12 protein-coding genes are annotated in these 16,052 nt (G+C 62.6%); 7 read left to right on the forward strand and 5 right to left on the reverse strand.

Features of this window, described 5'->3' with window-relative positions; translation table 11 throughout:
* The first annotated feature begins 109 nt into the window (after positions 1-109).
* Positions 110-1,021, forward strand: a complete 912-nt coding sequence (gene lpxC / locus HX866_RS18430; protein ID WP_040070738.1) for a UDP-3-O-acyl-N-acetylglucosamine deacetylase — start codon at positions 110-112, stop codon at positions 1,019-1,021.
* A gap of 177 nt (positions 1,022-1,198) precedes the next feature.
* On the opposite strand, the gene HX866_RS18435 is transcribed toward lpxC, so the two are convergent.
* The 5 genes from HX866_RS18435 to HX866_RS18455 form a co-directional block, all read right to left on the reverse strand.
* On the reverse strand, positions 1,199-2,638 hold the full coding sequence (locus HX866_RS18435) for a sensor domain-containing diguanylate cyclase (protein WP_256261415.1): 1,440 nt from the start codon (positions 2,636-2,638) through the stop codon (positions 1,199-1,201).
* Between the two features lie 227 nt (positions 2,639-2,865).
* Positions 2,866-4,230, reverse strand: a complete 1,365-nt coding sequence (locus tag HX866_RS18440) for a heavy metal sensor histidine kinase (protein ID WP_177096268.1) — start codon at positions 4,228-4,230, stop codon at positions 2,866-2,868.
* The gene (locus HX866_RS18445) at positions 4,220-4,900 is read right to left on the reverse strand and encodes a heavy metal response regulator transcription factor (RefSeq protein ID WP_100941312.1); all 681 of its coding nucleotides are present in this window, start codon (positions 4,898-4,900) and stop codon (positions 4,220-4,222) included. The genes HX866_RS18440 and HX866_RS18445 overlap by 11 nt, the downstream gene beginning before the upstream one ends.
* 8 nt (positions 4,901-4,908) lie before the next feature.
* Positions 4,909-8,004: a multidrug efflux RND transporter permease subunit gene (locus HX866_RS18450; protein WP_177096270.1), complete on the reverse strand. Its 3,096-nt coding sequence runs from the start codon at positions 8,002-8,004 to the stop codon at positions 4,909-4,911.
* A complete protein-coding gene (locus HX866_RS18455; RefSeq protein WP_177140205.1) occupies positions 8,001-9,164 on the reverse strand; it encodes an efflux RND transporter periplasmic adaptor subunit in 1,164 nt (387 codons plus the stop codon). Before HX866_RS18455 ends, HX866_RS18450 begins: the two co-directional genes overlap by 4 nt.
* Before the next feature lie 264 nt (positions 9,165-9,428).
* On the opposite strand from HX866_RS18455, the gene HX866_RS18460 reads away from it, so the two are divergent.
* The 6 genes from HX866_RS18460 to HX866_RS18485 all read left to right on the forward strand — a co-directional run bounded on the left by HX866_RS18460 (position 9,429) and on the right by HX866_RS18485 (position 16,006).
* Entirely contained in the window at positions 9,429-9,779 is a 351-nt protein-coding gene (locus HX866_RS18460) for a hypothetical protein (protein WP_177096274.1), read from the forward strand.
* Positions 9,780-10,194: 415 nt separating this feature from the next.
* Complete coding sequence (locus HX866_RS18465; protein WP_177096276.1) at positions 10,195-10,752, forward strand: fimbrial protein; 558 nt, start codon at positions 10,195-10,197, stop codon at positions 10,750-10,752.
* A 63-nt stretch (positions 10,753-10,815) separates the two neighbouring features.
* Entirely contained in the window at positions 10,816-11,550 is a 735-nt protein-coding gene (locus HX866_RS18470) for a fimbrial biogenesis chaperone (protein WP_177140206.1), read from the forward strand.
* A 241-nt stretch (positions 11,551-11,791) separates the two neighbouring features.
* The gene (locus HX866_RS18475) at positions 11,792-14,251 is read left to right on the forward strand and encodes a fimbria/pilus outer membrane usher protein (RefSeq protein WP_256344954.1); all 2,460 of its coding nucleotides are present in this window, start codon (positions 11,792-11,794) and stop codon (positions 14,249-14,251) included.
* Positions 14,248-15,033, forward strand: coding sequence for a fimbrial biogenesis chaperone (locus HX866_RS18480; RefSeq protein ID WP_177096282.1), 786 nt, complete (start codon positions 14,248-14,250; stop codon positions 15,031-15,033). Before HX866_RS18475 ends, HX866_RS18480 begins: the two co-directional genes overlap by 4 nt.
* Positions 15,026-16,006 carry a fimbrial protein gene (locus HX866_RS18485; protein ID WP_177096284.1) on the forward strand — a complete coding sequence of 327 codons (981 nt, stop codon included), beginning with the start codon at positions 15,026-15,028 and terminating at the stop codon, positions 16,004-16,006. The genes HX866_RS18480 and HX866_RS18485 overlap by 8 nt, the downstream gene beginning before the upstream one ends.
* Positions 16,007-16,052 lie beyond the last annotated feature (46 nt).

Below are 16,052 nucleotides of genomic sequence, written 5' to 3' on the forward strand. Positions count from 1 at the left end.
AATGTATCAGGAGTATTAGGGTGATTGGTGTTCAGCAAAGGCCTGGTCTGCTATCATCGCCAGCCTTTGTTGATACCTGTTCGCAATTTGCGCTGAAGCGGCCCATGCCATGATTAAACAACGCACCCTGAAAAATATTATCCGTGCTACAGGTGTCGGCCTGCACTCCGGTGAGAAGGTCTACCTGACCCTCAAGCCAGCGCCTGTGGACACCGGTATCGTGTTTTGTCGTGCCGACCTCGACCCTGTGGTGCAGATCCCTGCTCGCGCGGAAAATGTTGGCGAAACCACGATGTCGACCACGTTGGTCAACGGTGACGTCAAGGTGGACACGGTTGAGCACTTGCTCTCGGCCATGGCCGGCCTGGGCATCGATAACGCCTACGTCGAGCTCTCCGCGTCCGAAGTCCCGATCATGGATGGTAGCGCTGGACCCTTCGTATTCCTGATTCAATCTGCCGGCCTGGAAGAACAGGACGCAGCCAAGAAGTTCATCCGCATCCTGCGTGAAGTCACAGTGGAAGACGGCGACAAGCGCGCCACTTTCGTGCCTTTCGAAGGTTTCAAGGTGAGCTTTGAGATCGATTTCGATCACCCGGTGTTCCGTGACCGCATCCAGAGTGCCAGCGTGGATTTTTCCAGTACTTCGTTCGTAAAAGAAGTCAGCCGCGCCCGGACCTTTGGTTTCATGAGTGATATCGAGTACCTGCGCAAGCACAACCTCGCACTCGGCGGTAGCGTGGAAAACGCCATCGTGGTCGATTCGGACGGTGTACTGAACGAAGACGGCCTTCGTTACGAAGACGAATTCGTCAAACACAAGATCCTCGACGCTATTGGTGATCTCTACCTGCTGGGCAATAGCCTGATTGGTGAGTTCAAAGGCTTCAAGTCCGGTCACGCCCTGAACAACCAGCTTCTGCGTAAGCTCATCGAGCAGAAAGATGCCTGGGAAGTGGTGACCTTCGAAGACGCCAGCACCGCGCCGATCTCTTACATGCGTCCCGTTGCGGCCGTGTAACGACTCTCTCCTTTTGTTGTATTTGAAAGCCGCCCTCGGGCGGCTTTTTTTATCGCGGCGTTTTTATGCCAGGGTAAGCGCCGGTTTGCCGACAGGTTGCGGTGAGACGCCGATATTGTGGGAGCCGGCTTGCTGGCGATAGGGCACGCGAGGACGCCATCGCCAGCAAGCCGGCTCCTACAGGGCGGTGTGCACTTGGGTCTTGGTATGCACGACTTGGTCGCGGCCATTGTCCTTGGCCTGGTACAGCGCCTGGTCGGCTTCACGCAGCAGTTGCTCCACCGTGCCTTCTGCGGGCGGGGAGAGGGTGCTGGCACCGATGCTGACGGTGATCGCCAGGCGGTCGCCCTTGAAAGGTGCCTGTGCGGTCATGGCCGTCCTGATCTTCTGCGCGAGGACCCATGCACCTTGTGCGTCGGTCTCCGGCAACACCACGGCAAACTCTTCGCCGCCATAACGTGCCGCCATGTCGCCTGGGCGCCGGATGCTGGCGTCAATCACCTGGGCCAACTGTCGCAGGGCCTGATCACCGACCGGATGACCATGGCGGTCGTTGAAGGCCTTGAAGTGATCGGCATCGATCATCAGCAGTGACAGCGGCTTGCCGGAGCGCTGCGCCCGCGCCCACTCCTGTGCCAGGACCTGGTCCAGCGCCCGGCGATTGGCCAAGCCGGTCAACGAGTCGGTGGCGGCCAGTTGCGCCAGTTCCTGCTCGGCCCGTTGCCGCAGGCGCAGCTCCCGCGCCAACAGCCAAGTGAGCCAGAGCAGGCCGAGGCAGAGCACGCCGGTGGCCAGACCGATCAGGCGCGTGATGCGTTTCCAGGCGCCATAGACGTCGTCCGCGGACTGCGACACCACTACGATCAGGGGCAGTGTCCCCACCTGGGAAAAGGTATAGAGCCGTTCGCGGCCATCGATCCCGGAGGTCGAGGTGAAGCTGCCGTTGCCTTGTTTCAGGATCCGGATGAAGTTGGGGTAGTTGCTGAAGTCCTTGCCGATCAGTTCGCTGGGCAGTGGCGTTTGCCGGGACAGCAGGGTGCCGTCGGTGCTGACCAGGCTGATGGAGCCGCCTTTGCCGACACTCAGGTTCATGAACAGCTCGTCGAAGTAGTCCAGGCGCATCCCGGCGGCGGCCACGCCAAGAAATTCGCCTTCGGCGGAAGTCACCCGGCGGCTGAAACTGATCAGCCAGGGGTAAGGGGCCCGGCGGGACCTGAACGGGTGGCTGATCATCAGGCTCGGGTCTGGATCGCTCTCGTGGGACTGGAAATACTCGCGATCGGCAAAGTTTTCGGTCCTCGGGATGAGCGACTGAGAGTCGGCGAGCACATTGCCCAGTCGGTCCAGCAACAGGATGTTGCCCTGGTGCGAGGTGCTTGCGGAACGATCGAAGAACGCGAGGTGCCGGACTTCGACGGGCACCGCGAGCAGGTCCTGGCGTTGCGAGGCCTGGATCAGTCCCTGTAGCGCCAGGTCGTAGAGCTCGATGTTACGCAATACATCGGCGTCGATCAGTTGCACGATATTGCTTGCCGAGCGCGCGGCGGCTTCGGTGGCGCTGCCGCGCTCACGGATCAGCAGGAAGATCACGATGGCAAGAATGGCGACCACCGTCATCCCGCTGACCAGCATCAGCAGGATTTGCGGCTTGGTGGACTTGGCCAGGGGGTGAGAAATGGCTGCACACTCGATTGCATGGATTTATTGGCGCATGTATACGGTCCACGCAAGAAAAAGGCCAGTCTCAAGCGACGGGCAAACATTCAATCAAGGTCTTGATGGGTGGGAAAAGGCGCGGGTGGGGGTAATGACCGTTACCAATCCGGTAACAGTGGCCCCACAGTTCAGGCCGGCAGATAGATCCCGAAGGTATTGATCCCTTGCGCGCTGCGCACGAACACATCGCCGCCATGCATCAGTGCGATGGCCTTGACGATTGCCAGCCCCAGTCCATGGTTGGCGCCACTGTTGCTGCGCGAGGCGTCGACCCGGTAAAAACGTTCGAACAGCCGCGGAAGGTGTTCGGCGGCAATGGCGTCGCCAGGGTTGGACACGGCAATCGCCACCTGCTCGCCCTGGCGTTCGATGCGCACCATGATCGCCTGCCCCGGCGCGGTGTGCTGCACCGCATTGCTCAGCAGGTTGATCAGTGCGCGGCGCAGGTGGGCGATTTCGATGCAGACCTGGGCATCACCGCTGACCCGCACCTGGACCTGGGCGTCTTCGAGGATGAAATCCAGGTAGTCCAGGGTGGTCGCGACCTCACCGGCCAGCGATGTGCTGATCAGCTTGGTGGCCTTGCTGCCCTGGTCGGCACTGGCCAGGAACAGCATGTCGTTGATGATCGAACGCAGGCGTTCGAGCTCTTCGAGGTTCGATTGCAGGACCTCGAAATAATGCTCGGCCGAGCGACCGCGGGTCAAAGCCACCTGGGTCTGGCCGATCAGGTTGGTCAGCGGCGAACGCAATTCATGGGCGACGTCGGCGTTGAACGACTCCAGGCGCGAGTAGGCATGCTCGACGCGTTCCAGGGTCGAGTTGAAGGAGTTGACGAACTGACTCAGCTCCGGTGGCAGCGGTGATAACTGCAGGCGTCCGGAGAGCCTTGGCGGGGCCAGTTTCTGCGCCTCCTCGGAGAGCTTGATCAGGGGTTTCAGGCCGATCCGCGTCACCCAGTAACCCAGGGCGGAGGCCAGGGCGATGCCGATGATGGCCAGGCCGATAAGGGCGATCAGCAGGTGATGCTGGGTCTGTCGGAAGGTTTCCGTGTCGATGGCAATCAGAAATTGCAGCGGCGGCCGCGGTCCCTTGGCCGGCAGGGCATTGGCCAGCACCTTGAACGGGTAGGCGTGCCCCGGCAAGCGCAGGTCGCGCATGCCTTGCGGGCCTTCGGCGAAGGCGCGGATCAGGGCGTCGGGGGCGCCGTATTCGTAGTGGGCGTCGCCGCTGACCACCCAGAAACGAATGCGCTTGTCCTCTTCGCCCAACTGCTTGAGCTTGGCGCTGACCTTGGCCCAATGGTCCAGGGTGCTGTCGCGGTTGAGCGAGGACGACAGGACGCTGTAGCGTGCCTCCAGTTCGGCTTCCGGCAGCAGGCCGAGGCCTTCGCCTACCTGCTGGTAAAGGGCCCAGCCGATCAACAGGAATACCAGCAGCGCCACGCCGCTGAACAGGCCGCTCAGGCGCAGGGCGATGCTGTTAGTGGGCACCGCGGCTCTCCAGCACGTAACCCATGCCGCGAATGGTGTGCAGTAGTTTCTGTTCGAAGGGGCCGTCGAGTTTGGCTCGCAGGCGCTTGATCGCCACTTCGACGACGTTCGCGTCGCTGTCGAAATTGATGTCCCAGACCATCTCGGCAATCGAGGTCTTGGAGAGGATCTCGCCCTGGCGCCGGGCCAGCACGCTGAGCAACGAGAACTCCTTGGCGGTCAGGTCCAGGCGCACGCCGGCGCGGCTCGCCTTGCGGCTGATCAGGTCGACCCAGAGGTCGGCGACACTGATCTGTACCGGCTCGTGGCCGCCGCCGCTGCGTCGGGTCAGGGCTTGCAGGCGGGCCACCAGTTCGAGGAAGGAAAAAGGTTTGCCGAGGTAATCGTCGGCGCCCTCGCGCAGGCCGCGAATCCGGTCTTCGACGCGCTCGCGGGCGGTGAGCATGATCACCGGCGTCTGCTTGCGTGCGCGCAGCGCCTTGAGCACGCCGAAGCCATCCAGCTCCGGCAGCATCACATCGAGGATGATCACCGCATAGTCGCTTTCCAGCGCCAGGTGCAGGCCGCCGACGCCATCCCGGGCCAGGTCCACGGTGTAGCCCTGCTCGGTCAGGCCGCGGTGCAGGTAGTCGGCGGTTTTTTCTTCGTCTTCGATAATCAGGACACGCATGGGCCGCCTCAAAGAGTGATCGCCGGCGCTGGCGCCGGTGTCGGCCGATGGAAGAGCCGCTCAAGCCACAAGTATATGACGGGGGTGGTAAATAGCGTCAGTGCTTGACTCACCAGCAGGCCACCGACCACGGCGATCCCCAGGGGTTGGCGCAACTCGGCACCGGTGCCGTGGCCGAGCATCAGCGGCAGGGCGCCGAGCAGGGCGGCCAGGGTGGTCATGATGATCGGTCGGAACCGGGTGATACAGGCCTTGTAGATCGCTTCCTCCGGGGACAGCCCGCCACGCTGGGCCTCAAGGGCGAAGTCGATCATCAGGATGCCGTTCTTCTTCACGATGCCGATCAGCAGCACCAGGCCGATCAGCGCCATGATCGAGAAGTCCTGGCCCAGCAGCCAGAGCATGATCAGCGCACCGAGGCCGGCGGATGGCAGGGTCGAGATGATCGTCAGCGGGTGCACGAAACTTTCGTAGAGCACCCCGAGGATGATGTACACCGCCACCAGCGCCGCGAGGATCAGCCATGGCTGGCTGGCCAGGGAACTCTGGAAGGCCTGGGCCGCGCCCTGGAAGTAACCGTTCACCGAAGCCGGCATGCCGATCTCGTTCTTCGCCTGGTTGAGCAGCAGCACCGCGTCACCCAGGGCCACGCCGGGGGCCAGGTTGAATGACAGGTTGGCGGCCGGGAACATGCCGTCATGGCTGATGGACAACGGGCCGCTGGTGGGGACGTCGAAACGCGCCAGGGCCGAGAGCGGGACCATCTCGCCGGTGAGGGGTGAGCGCAGGTAGAAGTAGTTCAGGCTCTCGGCCTTGCCACGCTGGGCGGCATCCAGTTCGAGGATCACGTTGTACTGGTTGATCTCGGTCTGGTACTCGTTGATCTGTCGTTGGCCGAAGGCGTCGTAGAGGGCCTCGTCGACGTCACTGGTGGTCAGGCCGAAACGCGCGGCGGCGCTGCGGTCGATGTTGATATGGGTGATGCTGCCGCCCAGTTGCAGATCGTTGGACAGGTCACGAAACGCCGGGATAGTCCGCAGTTTTTCCGTCAGGCGCTGGGTCCAGGTGTTGAGGGTATCGCCGTCATTGCTCTTGAGCACGTACTGGTACTGGGCCCGGCTCGGGCCGGAACTGAGGTTGATGTCCTGGCCGGCGCGCAGGTAAAGCACGATGCCGGGAATTTTCATCAGTTGCGGGCGAATCCGGTCGATGAACGCGCTGGCCGAGACATCCCGCTGGTCCTGGGGCTTGAGGGCGATCCAGAAACGGCCGTTGGCGATGGTTTGGTTGCTGCCGGAAACGCCCACAGAATGGGAGAACGCCTGCACGGCCGGGTCGGCCGCGACGATCTCGGCCAGGGCCTTGTGCTTGGCCACCATATCGGCGAAGGATACGTCGGCGGCAGCCTCGGTGGTGCCGAGGACAAAGCCGGTGTCCTGGATCGGGAAGAAGCCCTTGGGAATGAACACGTAGCCGGCGATGGCCAGGCAGAGGGTCACGCAGAACAGCCCGAACATGGTTTTCTGGTGCGCCAGGGCACGACGCAGGTTTCGCTCATAGACCGCCAGCAGGCGTTCGCCGAAACCCGGTTTGGCGTTTTCGTGATGCACGGGCGCGCGCATGAACAAGGCGGCCAGGGTCGGTGCCAGGGTCAGCGAAACCACCACCGAAATCAGGATGGTCGAGGTGGCCGTCAGGGCGAATTCCTTGAACAACCGGCCGACCACGCCGCCCATGAACAGCAGCGGAATAAAGGCGGCAATCAGCGAGAAGCTGATGGAAACCACGGTAAAACCGATTTCCCCGGCCCCCTTGATCGCCGCTTCGCGCATGCCGTCGCCGGCCTCGAGATGGCGGTGGATGTTTTCCACCACGACAATCGCGTCGTCCACCACAAAACCCACGGCGATGACGATCGCCACCAGGGTCAGGTTGTTCAGGCTGAAGCCCATCACGTACATCAGGGCAAAGCTGGCCACCAGGGACACGCCGAGCACCGAGGAGACGATCAGGGTCGCCGACAACTGGCGCAGGAACAGCGCCATCACCGCCACCACCAGCAGGATGGCGATCAGCAGGGTCATTTCCACTTCATGCAGCGAGGCGCGGATGGTCTGGGTCCGGTCGATCAGCACCTTGACCTGCACCGAGGCCGGGAGCATGGCTTCCAGTCCCGGCAGGGCGGCCTGGATACGGTCCACGGTCTCGACGATGTTGGCCCCCGGCTGACGGGAAATCACCAGGTTGACCCCCGGTTCGTCACCGGACCAGGCCTGCACGTAGGCGTCCTCGGAGCCACGGATGACCCGGGCGACATCCTTGAGCTGGACCGGCGCGCCATCCTTGTAGGAAACGATCAACTGGTCGTATTCCTCGGGCTGGAACAACTGGTCGTTGGTCGACAGGGTGGAGATGCTCGACTTGCCGTACAGCGCGCCCTTGGCCAGGTTGAGGCTGGTTTGCTGGATCGCCTGGCGCACGTCCGCCAGGGTCAGGCCGATGGCCGCCAGCTTGTCCGCCGAGGCCTGGACCCGGATGGCCGGGCGCTGCTGGCCGGTGATGTTGATCTGGCCGACGCCATCGATCTGGCTGAGCTGGCGGGCCAACAGGGTTTCGGCGTAGTCACTGAGTTCGGTGCCGGGCATCTGGCTGGAGCTGACACTGAGGATCAGCACCGGACTATCGGCCGGGTTGACTTTGCGCCAGGTCGGCAGGGTCGGCATGTCCTTGGGCAGCTTGCCCGAGGCGGTGTTGATCGCCGCCTGGACTTCCTGGGCGGCGGTGTCGATGCTTTTGCTGAGGGTGAACTGCAACGTCAGGGTGGTGGTGCCCAGGGCGCTGCTGGAGGTCATCTGGGTCATGCCGGGGATGGCGCTGAATTGCACCTCCAACGGCGTGGCGACCGAAGACGCCATGGTTTGCGGGCTGGCGCCGGGGAGCTGGGCGGACACCTGGATGGTCGGGAACTCGGCTTCCGGCAGCGGCGCCAGGGGCAGGCGCGGGAAGGCGATCAAACCGAGCAGCACCAGGGCGAAGGTCAGCAGGATGGTCGCGACCGGATGGTCAATGCACCAGGCCGAAACGCCGCGACTTTCCTTGATCATGGCTTGGACTCCACGGCGGCCTGGCGATCAGCCATTTTCGGCTGGCCCTGCACTTCGATCCGCGAGGTCGGCTTGAGTCGCGACTGGCCGTCGCTGACCAGCACATCGCCGGCCTGTACACCGGTGATGATGTTCAGGTCGCTGTCCTGGTAGGCCATCTGCACCGGCACCACTTCCACGCCGCTGCCTTTGACCCGGTAGACGAAGTAGTTGTCCAGGCCGCGCTGGACTACCACGGGCGGCACCACCAGGGCACCGCGTTCGAGGGTGGTCTGGATCTTGATGTTCACCAGTTGGCCCGGCCAGAGTTTCTGGCCCTTGTTGCTGAATTCGGCCTTGGCCTTGATGGTCCCGGTGCCCGCCGCGACCTGGTTGTCGATCAGCGTCAGGTGACCTTCGCCGAGCAGCATGCCGCTATGTCCGTCGTCTCCGAGGAAGGCCCTGACCGGCGCCGACGGAGTGGTGTTGAGCAAGCCTTGCAGCGTTGGCAGCATTTGCTGGGGCAGGGAGAACTCCACGGCGATCGGGTCGATCTGGGTCACCGAGAACAGGCCCTGGGCATCGCTCATGCGCAGGAAGTTACCTTCGTCCACGGCACGAATACCGACTCGGCCGGTGACCGGTGAATGGATCTGGGTATAAGACAGTTGCACCTGCGCTGCGGCAATCGCCGCCTGGTTGCCTTGCGCGGTGGCCTTCAACTGATTGACCAGGGCCTGTTGCTGGTCATAGGTCTGCTTGGAAATGCCATCGTCAACGGTCAGCAACTTGTAGCGCTTGAGATCGACTTCCGCCACCTGCAACTGCGCCTGGCTTTGCGCCAGCTGGGCCTTGGCCTGCGCCAGGCTGGCCTGGATCGAACGGTCGTCGAGGGTCGCCAGCAGGTCGCCTTCCTTGACCAGTTGGCCCTCCTTGACCAGCAGCTTGGTGAGGATGCCGTCGATCTGCGGGCGGATCACCACGCTGTGCAACGACAGCACCGAACCGATACCGCTGACATAGCGTGGTACGTCCTGCTGGATCACGTTGACCACCGTAACCGGCACGGCGGGATTGGCGCTGGGCTTGGCCTTGGACGGTCGGGTCAGCGTCCAGGTCGCGGCAGCGGCCACGATGACCACCAGGCCAAGGATCAACGCGGTTTTCTTCGGGATACGCATGCTGTCAGGACGCCGGAACAAAGGGATAGGAAGGTGAATGCTGGCAGAACAGTAGCTCCTTTATAACCCCCCAACCGGGTCAGCAAGGTGACGGCTACCTGTCAGGGCTGTCAGAAAACCGTCCGTTTTATAACACGCCTGATTGTTAAAGCCGCTATCACCTTGGCCGATAAGGTTAAAGAGTCTCTGTTGCATAAAAACACCCATCCTATGTCCTACGGAAAGTTCTTTGGTTTCTGGTGCGCTGGCCTGCAGTGAACTTTAATGACTAATACCAGCCCGGTTTTGGGAGTGTTGGAAATGAACGGAAAGAGAGCAAGTCTTGGTGTGCTGTTGCTGATCGTGTGCAGTGTCAACGTGCAGGCGGCGAACAACGGCGGTCAGATCAGGTTTTCCGGACAGGTCGTCGAGGCTGCTTGTGATGTCGGCAGGCAGATTCCTGGCGATGTCGCGTCAGGTAGTCGACCGCTCAAAGTGTCCTCGGTAGTGAGTTTGAATGTTGATACCCAGGCCAATGCCTGCCGTGAGGGGCGGATGCCGTTCAGCACGAGCTATCAGCCCCTGGCGACCCGGCAGACGACGGCGCAAGGCACGGTCATCATCACGTACAACTGAGCTGTACGTGAGCTCAAGCACCAGCGGCTATCGGCTGCGTGTATAGACGGGCTGCCGGAAAGGTAAAAATCCGGCGGCCTGGTTGAGTCAGTCAGGCAGGTCTCCGGCGACCTCGAGCAAACACTGCCGTTGGCAACTCTTTGATAGGGTATCAACTCAATATCAATGGGGCCAATAGTTATGTTTTAACGATAAGGTGTTTCGTTGAAATAACTTGAATGTTAAACAGTTGTTGTTCTTTTTTCTTGAGGTTTTAAATGACGCCGGGCTCTGACAGTCCTGGCGTTCTTCTTTATAAGCGAGATCTTAGTGGGTCAGGCGGGAAGGGCTTACAGCGTATTGAATTCTTCGGGTCTATAGTGCTCGCCACCCAAGTGATGGGTGCAAACGAATTAACTCGAAGGATTGTGTTCGCATGAAAAATATCTCGAAGACCCTGGCTTTATTGGCGGCGACTCTGGGGGCAGTCACGACCACGCACGCAGCCAACAACGGCACACTGAACTTTACCGGTGCCTTGACCAATACCAGTTGTGAAGTCTCTTCCGGGGGCGGTTCGGCCGATAACATCCCGGTCGACCTGGGCCGTGTGTCCTTTGCCGATATCGGTAATCGCAGCGACTCGCGGCTGGGCACGGCGAAAGACATCGACCTGGTGGTGACCTGCCTGCAACCGGCGGCGGAGAACACTGTGCACATGTCATTCCGGCCTTCGCAAACCGACACCAACGATCCTTACCTGTTGACCACCGCCGGCGCCGCCAAGGGCGTCGGCATCGGCCTGGTACGCCGCGACAGCGACACCTTCCTCAATATCCAGGACCCCACCGACACCCTTGACGGTGTCCTTGAAGCCAGCGGCACCGGTTCGCGTGGCGAACTGGCCCTGAGGGCGGTGTTCGTCAAGAACGGGGTGGCGACGGTACCGGGTGCCGCGACTGGCACCGTGCCCTTTGTCCTGACTTATAACTAAGTGGTTTCTTGAACGGAGCTTTGCACGGCTCCGTTCTTTTTTTCATTGGAATGGGTAGTTCGCATGCGGAACGTTTTTGCTCCGGTGATCGGCATTGTCCTGGCAATGTCGATAGGGGCCGATGCGCGGGCGGGTATTGTGTTGAATACGACACGGGTGGTTTATCCGGCGCAAGACAAGGAAGCGGTACTCAGTGTACTGAACAATAATTCCACGAGCATATTGCTGCAGTCCTGGCTCGAAGCCGAGAACGAGGCTGGCCGGGAGTTGCCCTTCGTGGTGGTCCCGCCGCTGGTGCAATTGCCTTCGGGCGGGCGCCAGACGGTTCGCATCATCCACTCCGGGGCCGCGATGCCGGCGGACCGCGAGTCGCTGTTCTGGTTGAACGTGCAGGAAATCCCCCAGGCCAGCGAGCGGGAAAATGTCCTGCAGATCGGCATCCGCCAGCGCATCAAGCTGTTCTACCGGCCTGGCCGGCTCGATGGGGATGTCGAGCAGGCGCCGGGGAAACTGCGCTGGAGCCTGCCCCGTGGCGGCGTGCTGAATGTGCTCAACACCGGACCCTATTACGTGACGCTGGTGGACATTCAACTGCAGTCCGGCGGGCATCGGCTGCTGGCTCGGAAGAACTCGATGCTGGCTCCGGGGCAGTCCCTCGATTATGACCTGCACGGACATGTGCAGACGCAGAACACCCAGTTGAATTTCAGCGTCATCAATGACCACGGGGCGCTGGTGCCCTATCGCTTGTCCGCGGCTGACTGGAGCAAGGGCCAGGCGCAGCCGCTGGAGAGTTAGCGTCCTCGATCGTTAGCCGTTTTTTCGATGCCGGGCCCCGCGCGCAGGTCAGGGCGTAGTGCGGGCGGGAAAGGAGCCCGTCTGGAACACACTTCAAGCACTCGTATTGTGAAGGTTGCACATGGACTGGCTTTATCAGCGAACAAAGGAAGTTCTCGCGTTATCACATCATCGCCGCGTCGGCGGTTGGGTACGTTCCCTGCTTGAGAAAGCACGAGGCCCCTGGGGCTTCAAATGGTCATTGGGGGTGGCGCTGATTGCGCCGGGCACTGCCTTTTCCGAGCCGCCGGGTGATGAAAACGGGCAGGGCGCGCGCTTCAATACCGCGTTCATTCACGGCGGTGAACAACCGGCGGACCTGAAGGCGTTTCTCGAAGGCAACAGCGTACTGCCGGGCACCTACCGGGTAGATATCTACCTCAACCGCAACCTCAGTGCGCGCCGGGACCTGGTCTTTTCCCGCAACGCCGCGACCGGCCAGGTCGAGCCTTGCCTGACGTTGCCGGTGCTCGACGACCTCGGCCTGGATCTGCCGCGCCTGCGCAGCCTCGGGGTGTTGAGCGAGAGCGCGGCGCCCGACCAGTGCTTTGACTGGCGCCGCCTGGACCAGGCCCGCGTCGACTACCAACCCAACAGCCTGCAACTGAACATCAGCGTGCCGCAGATCGCCTTGCGCCGCAGCGCCCGTGGCTACATCTCGCCACAGTTGTGGGATCGCGGCGTGAACAGCGGCTTTATCGACTACAGCTTTATCGGTAACCGGCGCGAGGTGACGGGAATTCGTAACGACAGTTACTACCTGGGCCTGAACAATGGCTTGAACCTCGGCGACTGGCGCTTGCGCAACCAGTCCTCGCTGTTGCAGGGCACCGATCAATCGGCGAGTTGGAGCAGCAACAGCACCTTCGCCCAGCGCGACCTGACGGCCTGGAAGAGTCAATTGACACTGGGTGAGACCTACACCGACTCGCGGGTTTTCGACAGCGTGCGTTTTCGCGGCGTCCAGGTGGCCACCGACGACGGCATGTTGCCGGACAGCGAGCGAGTCTACGCCCCGACCATCCGTGGCGTCGCCGAGAGCAACGCGACGGTGGAAATTCGCCAGAACGGCTACCTGTTGTACAGCGCCAACGTGGCGCCCGGACCCTTCGAAATCCGCGACTTCTACCCCAGCGGCTCGAATGGCGATCTGCTGGTGACGGTGATCGAGGCCGACGGTCGGCGCCGCACCTTTACCCAGGCGTTCGCCTCCCTGCCGGTCATGGTGCCCGAGGGGACCTTCAGCTACAGCGTCGAAGCCGGGCAATACGACAGCAACAGCAGCGGTTACCAGACCCCCAGTTTTGCCAGCACCACCCTGATCTACGGCCTGACCGAACATCTGACCGGTTATGGTGGCCTGCAACTGTCCGGGGACTATCAGGCCAGCAACCTGGGGGCGGGGTTCAATACCGGGCTGGGGGCGATTTCGGCGGACCTGACGCATTCGGTCAGTCACCAGACCGCCGCCGACTTCGGCGGGCAGAGCGTGCGCTTGCGCTACGCGAATACCTTGAATACCACCAGCACCAGCTTTGCCATCGCCGGTTATCGTTATTCCAGCGAGCAATACCGCACCTTCGACCAGCATGTGCAGGAACGCAGCCAGCCCGGATTGATTCTGCCGGGACGGGCCAGGGACCGCCTCGACCTCAACCTCAGCCAACCGGTGGGTACCGGGACCCTCAGCGTTTCGGCCATGGAGCAGCGTTTCTGGGACCTGCCCGGTACTTCCCGGCAGTACAACGTGACCTACGGTGGCTATTGGCGCGACCTCAATTACAGCCTGTCGCTGGACCGCGCCGAAGTCACGGATATCAACGGCCAGGCCGGTACCGACCATCAATTGACCCTGAGCCTCTCGATGCCGTTCGGCAGTCGTGAGCGAGCGACCAGCGCCTCGTTTACCGGGGTACGCGACAGCGAGGGCGGTTCCAGCGCCCTGGCCGGTTTGACCGGGCGGTTGCCGGAGAGTCGCGATACCTTCTATTCGGTACTGGCCGGCAACGACGGCACCGGCGCCGGAGCAGGTTCGGCGAGTTTGAACAGCACCACGTCCATGGGGCGTTTCGAGGCCGGCTACAGTCACGGGCGCGATTACAACAGCTGGAACCTCGGGGCCCGGGGCTCGCTGGTGGCCCATGGCGGCGGGGTCAACCTCGGCCAGTCCCTGGGCGATACCTTTGTGCTGGCGCAGGTGCCAGGTGTCAGCGGTGCGCATTTCAACAACTTCAGCGGTGTCGAAACCGGCGCCAACGGTTATGCCGTGGTGCCTTATGCGCAACCTTACCGGGCCAACTGGATCAGCCTGGATACCCGCGACCTGGGGGCCGATGTCGAGGTGGATAACGCCATTGCGCAGGTGGTTCCACGGCGTGGTGCGGTGGTGCTGGCGACCTTCAAGGCCAATGCCGGGCGGCGTGTGCAGTTCGAGTTGAGCCAGGCCGATGGCAGCCCGATTCCCCTCGGTGCGAGCGTCCAGGACGGCGCCGGCCGGACATTGGCGGTGGTCGACCCGAGCAGTCGCGCGTTGGTCCTCAGTGAACAGGAGCAAGGCGTGCTGAGCGTCAATTGGTCGGACCGGCGCTGCCAGTTTTCCTTCACGCTGCCGCCCAAGGACCCGCAGCGGACCTACGAACGGATTCGTGGAGTGTGCCAGTGAAGGGACTGAAGGTGCTGGCGTTGCTGCTCGGCTTGCTCGCGGGCGGCCCGTTGCAGGCTGCGGTGTCCCTCAGTGGTACGCGGCTGGTGTTCGATGGGCGCTTTCGCGAGGTAAGCATCGAAGCCCGCAACCGTGGTTCGCAGGAGGTCCTGTTGCAGGCCTGGCTGAGCGACGGGGGCGAGGAGTCGTCGCCGTCGGCGAATCTGCCCTTTGTGCTGACGCCGCCGCTGTCGCGGTTGGCGTCGGAGGGGCGCCAGGTCTTGCGCCTGATGTATGAGGGGCTGGGCATGCCGACGGACCGTGAGTCGCTGCTGCACTTGTATGTGCTGGAGATTCCCCGCACCCGCGCGGGCGACGGGGTCCTGAATATCGCGATCCGCCAGCGGATCAATGTGCTGTTTCGCCCGCCGGGGTTGCCGGGCGATCCGGCGGCCACCCCGCAGCGCCTGAACTGGACGCTGGTGCGCGACGCCAGTGGCGTGCATCGGCTGCGGGTGGAGAACCCGACGGTGTTCCACGCCGCCCTGCTGAATATTCAAATCGAGGAGGCGCCACGTCAGCGCGGCCCCCAGCGCCAGGGGGACGACTTGCTGGTGCCGCCGGGAGAACGCCGGGAACTGATCCTCGCCAGTTCCCCGGCGCAGCACCTGCAATTCAAGGCGCTGACCGACTACGGCGGCCAGCGTGCCTATCACGCACGGCTGGCCTTCGGTACGCCGTTCAACGCGTCACTGAGTGACGACACCGCCCATTCCGAACAGAAGGTTTCATCCCATGACTAAGCTTGCCTGTCGTGCCTGGCTACGTCCGTTGTTGTGTCTCGGGCTCTTGAGTCCGGCCAGCGCATTTGCCCTGACCTGCACCGTGCAGGGCACTGGCGCCACCCTCGTCAACGCCGACCTGGGCAGCACGGTCGCGATACCGGCTTCGTCGCCCAATGGCAGCGTGATCTGGCGCTCGGAACCGCTCAACCTGGCGATCGATTGCGTCAGGGACAACCCCCAGGGCGGCGACGAAGATGTGTTTATCTACCTCAACCCGGCCGGCCAGGTCATTGGCCAGGGCATTCGTGCCGGCCTGACCCTTGACGGCGTCGATCATCGCCAGAGCAGCGGGCGCATCGCCACCGGGCGGAGGGTGCCGGGATGCCTCGCAGGGACATGTCCACCGCTGAGTTTCAATCTGGCCTTCTCGGTGTTTATCGAGAAATTCGGGCCGACGCCGCCTTCGGGAGTGGCCAGCAACCTGCTGGACTATCGCTTGTTCCAGTTGGACGGGAGCGCGGGTGCGGGGGCGGGTGGGCGCTCGCTCAACTATGTGATCAATAACCTGGCCGGCCTGCGCTTCGTCGCCTGTGACGCCGAGTTGCAGGTGATTCCCGAGACCGTCGATTTCGGCCGGGTCGCCATTGAGCGGGTGGTCATGGGCCAGGTCGCCGCGCGCCGGCCGTTTGCCCTGCACACCAGTCGCACCTGTGACACCGCGTTCAGCCTGGACGCGCGCTTGAAACCGGTGGCCGGCAGTGTCTCCGGGGATTTGCTGATTCCCCAGGGCAATGACGGTGTGGGCATCCGGGTTGTCCGGGCGGACGGTGGCATGGGCGTTCCCTACAACCGCTCCTTTCACCTGGCGGACCTGCTGGGTGAGACCCGGGCAGCCATGGCTCGTTTCGACGCCGAACTGGTGTGGAACAGTGACCGGCCCAAGGCCGGGCCGTTTTCGGCCGGGGTGGTGATCGATTTGTTTTATAAATGACGGTTGGCGGCGGCGCGGGCAGGGTGCTCGCAGGTATACTGCGATC

Source organism: Pseudomonas gingeri, assembly GCF_013386165.1.
GTDB lineage: Bacteria > Pseudomonadota > Gammaproteobacteria > Pseudomonadales > Pseudomonadaceae > Aquipseudomonas > Aquipseudomonas gingeri_C.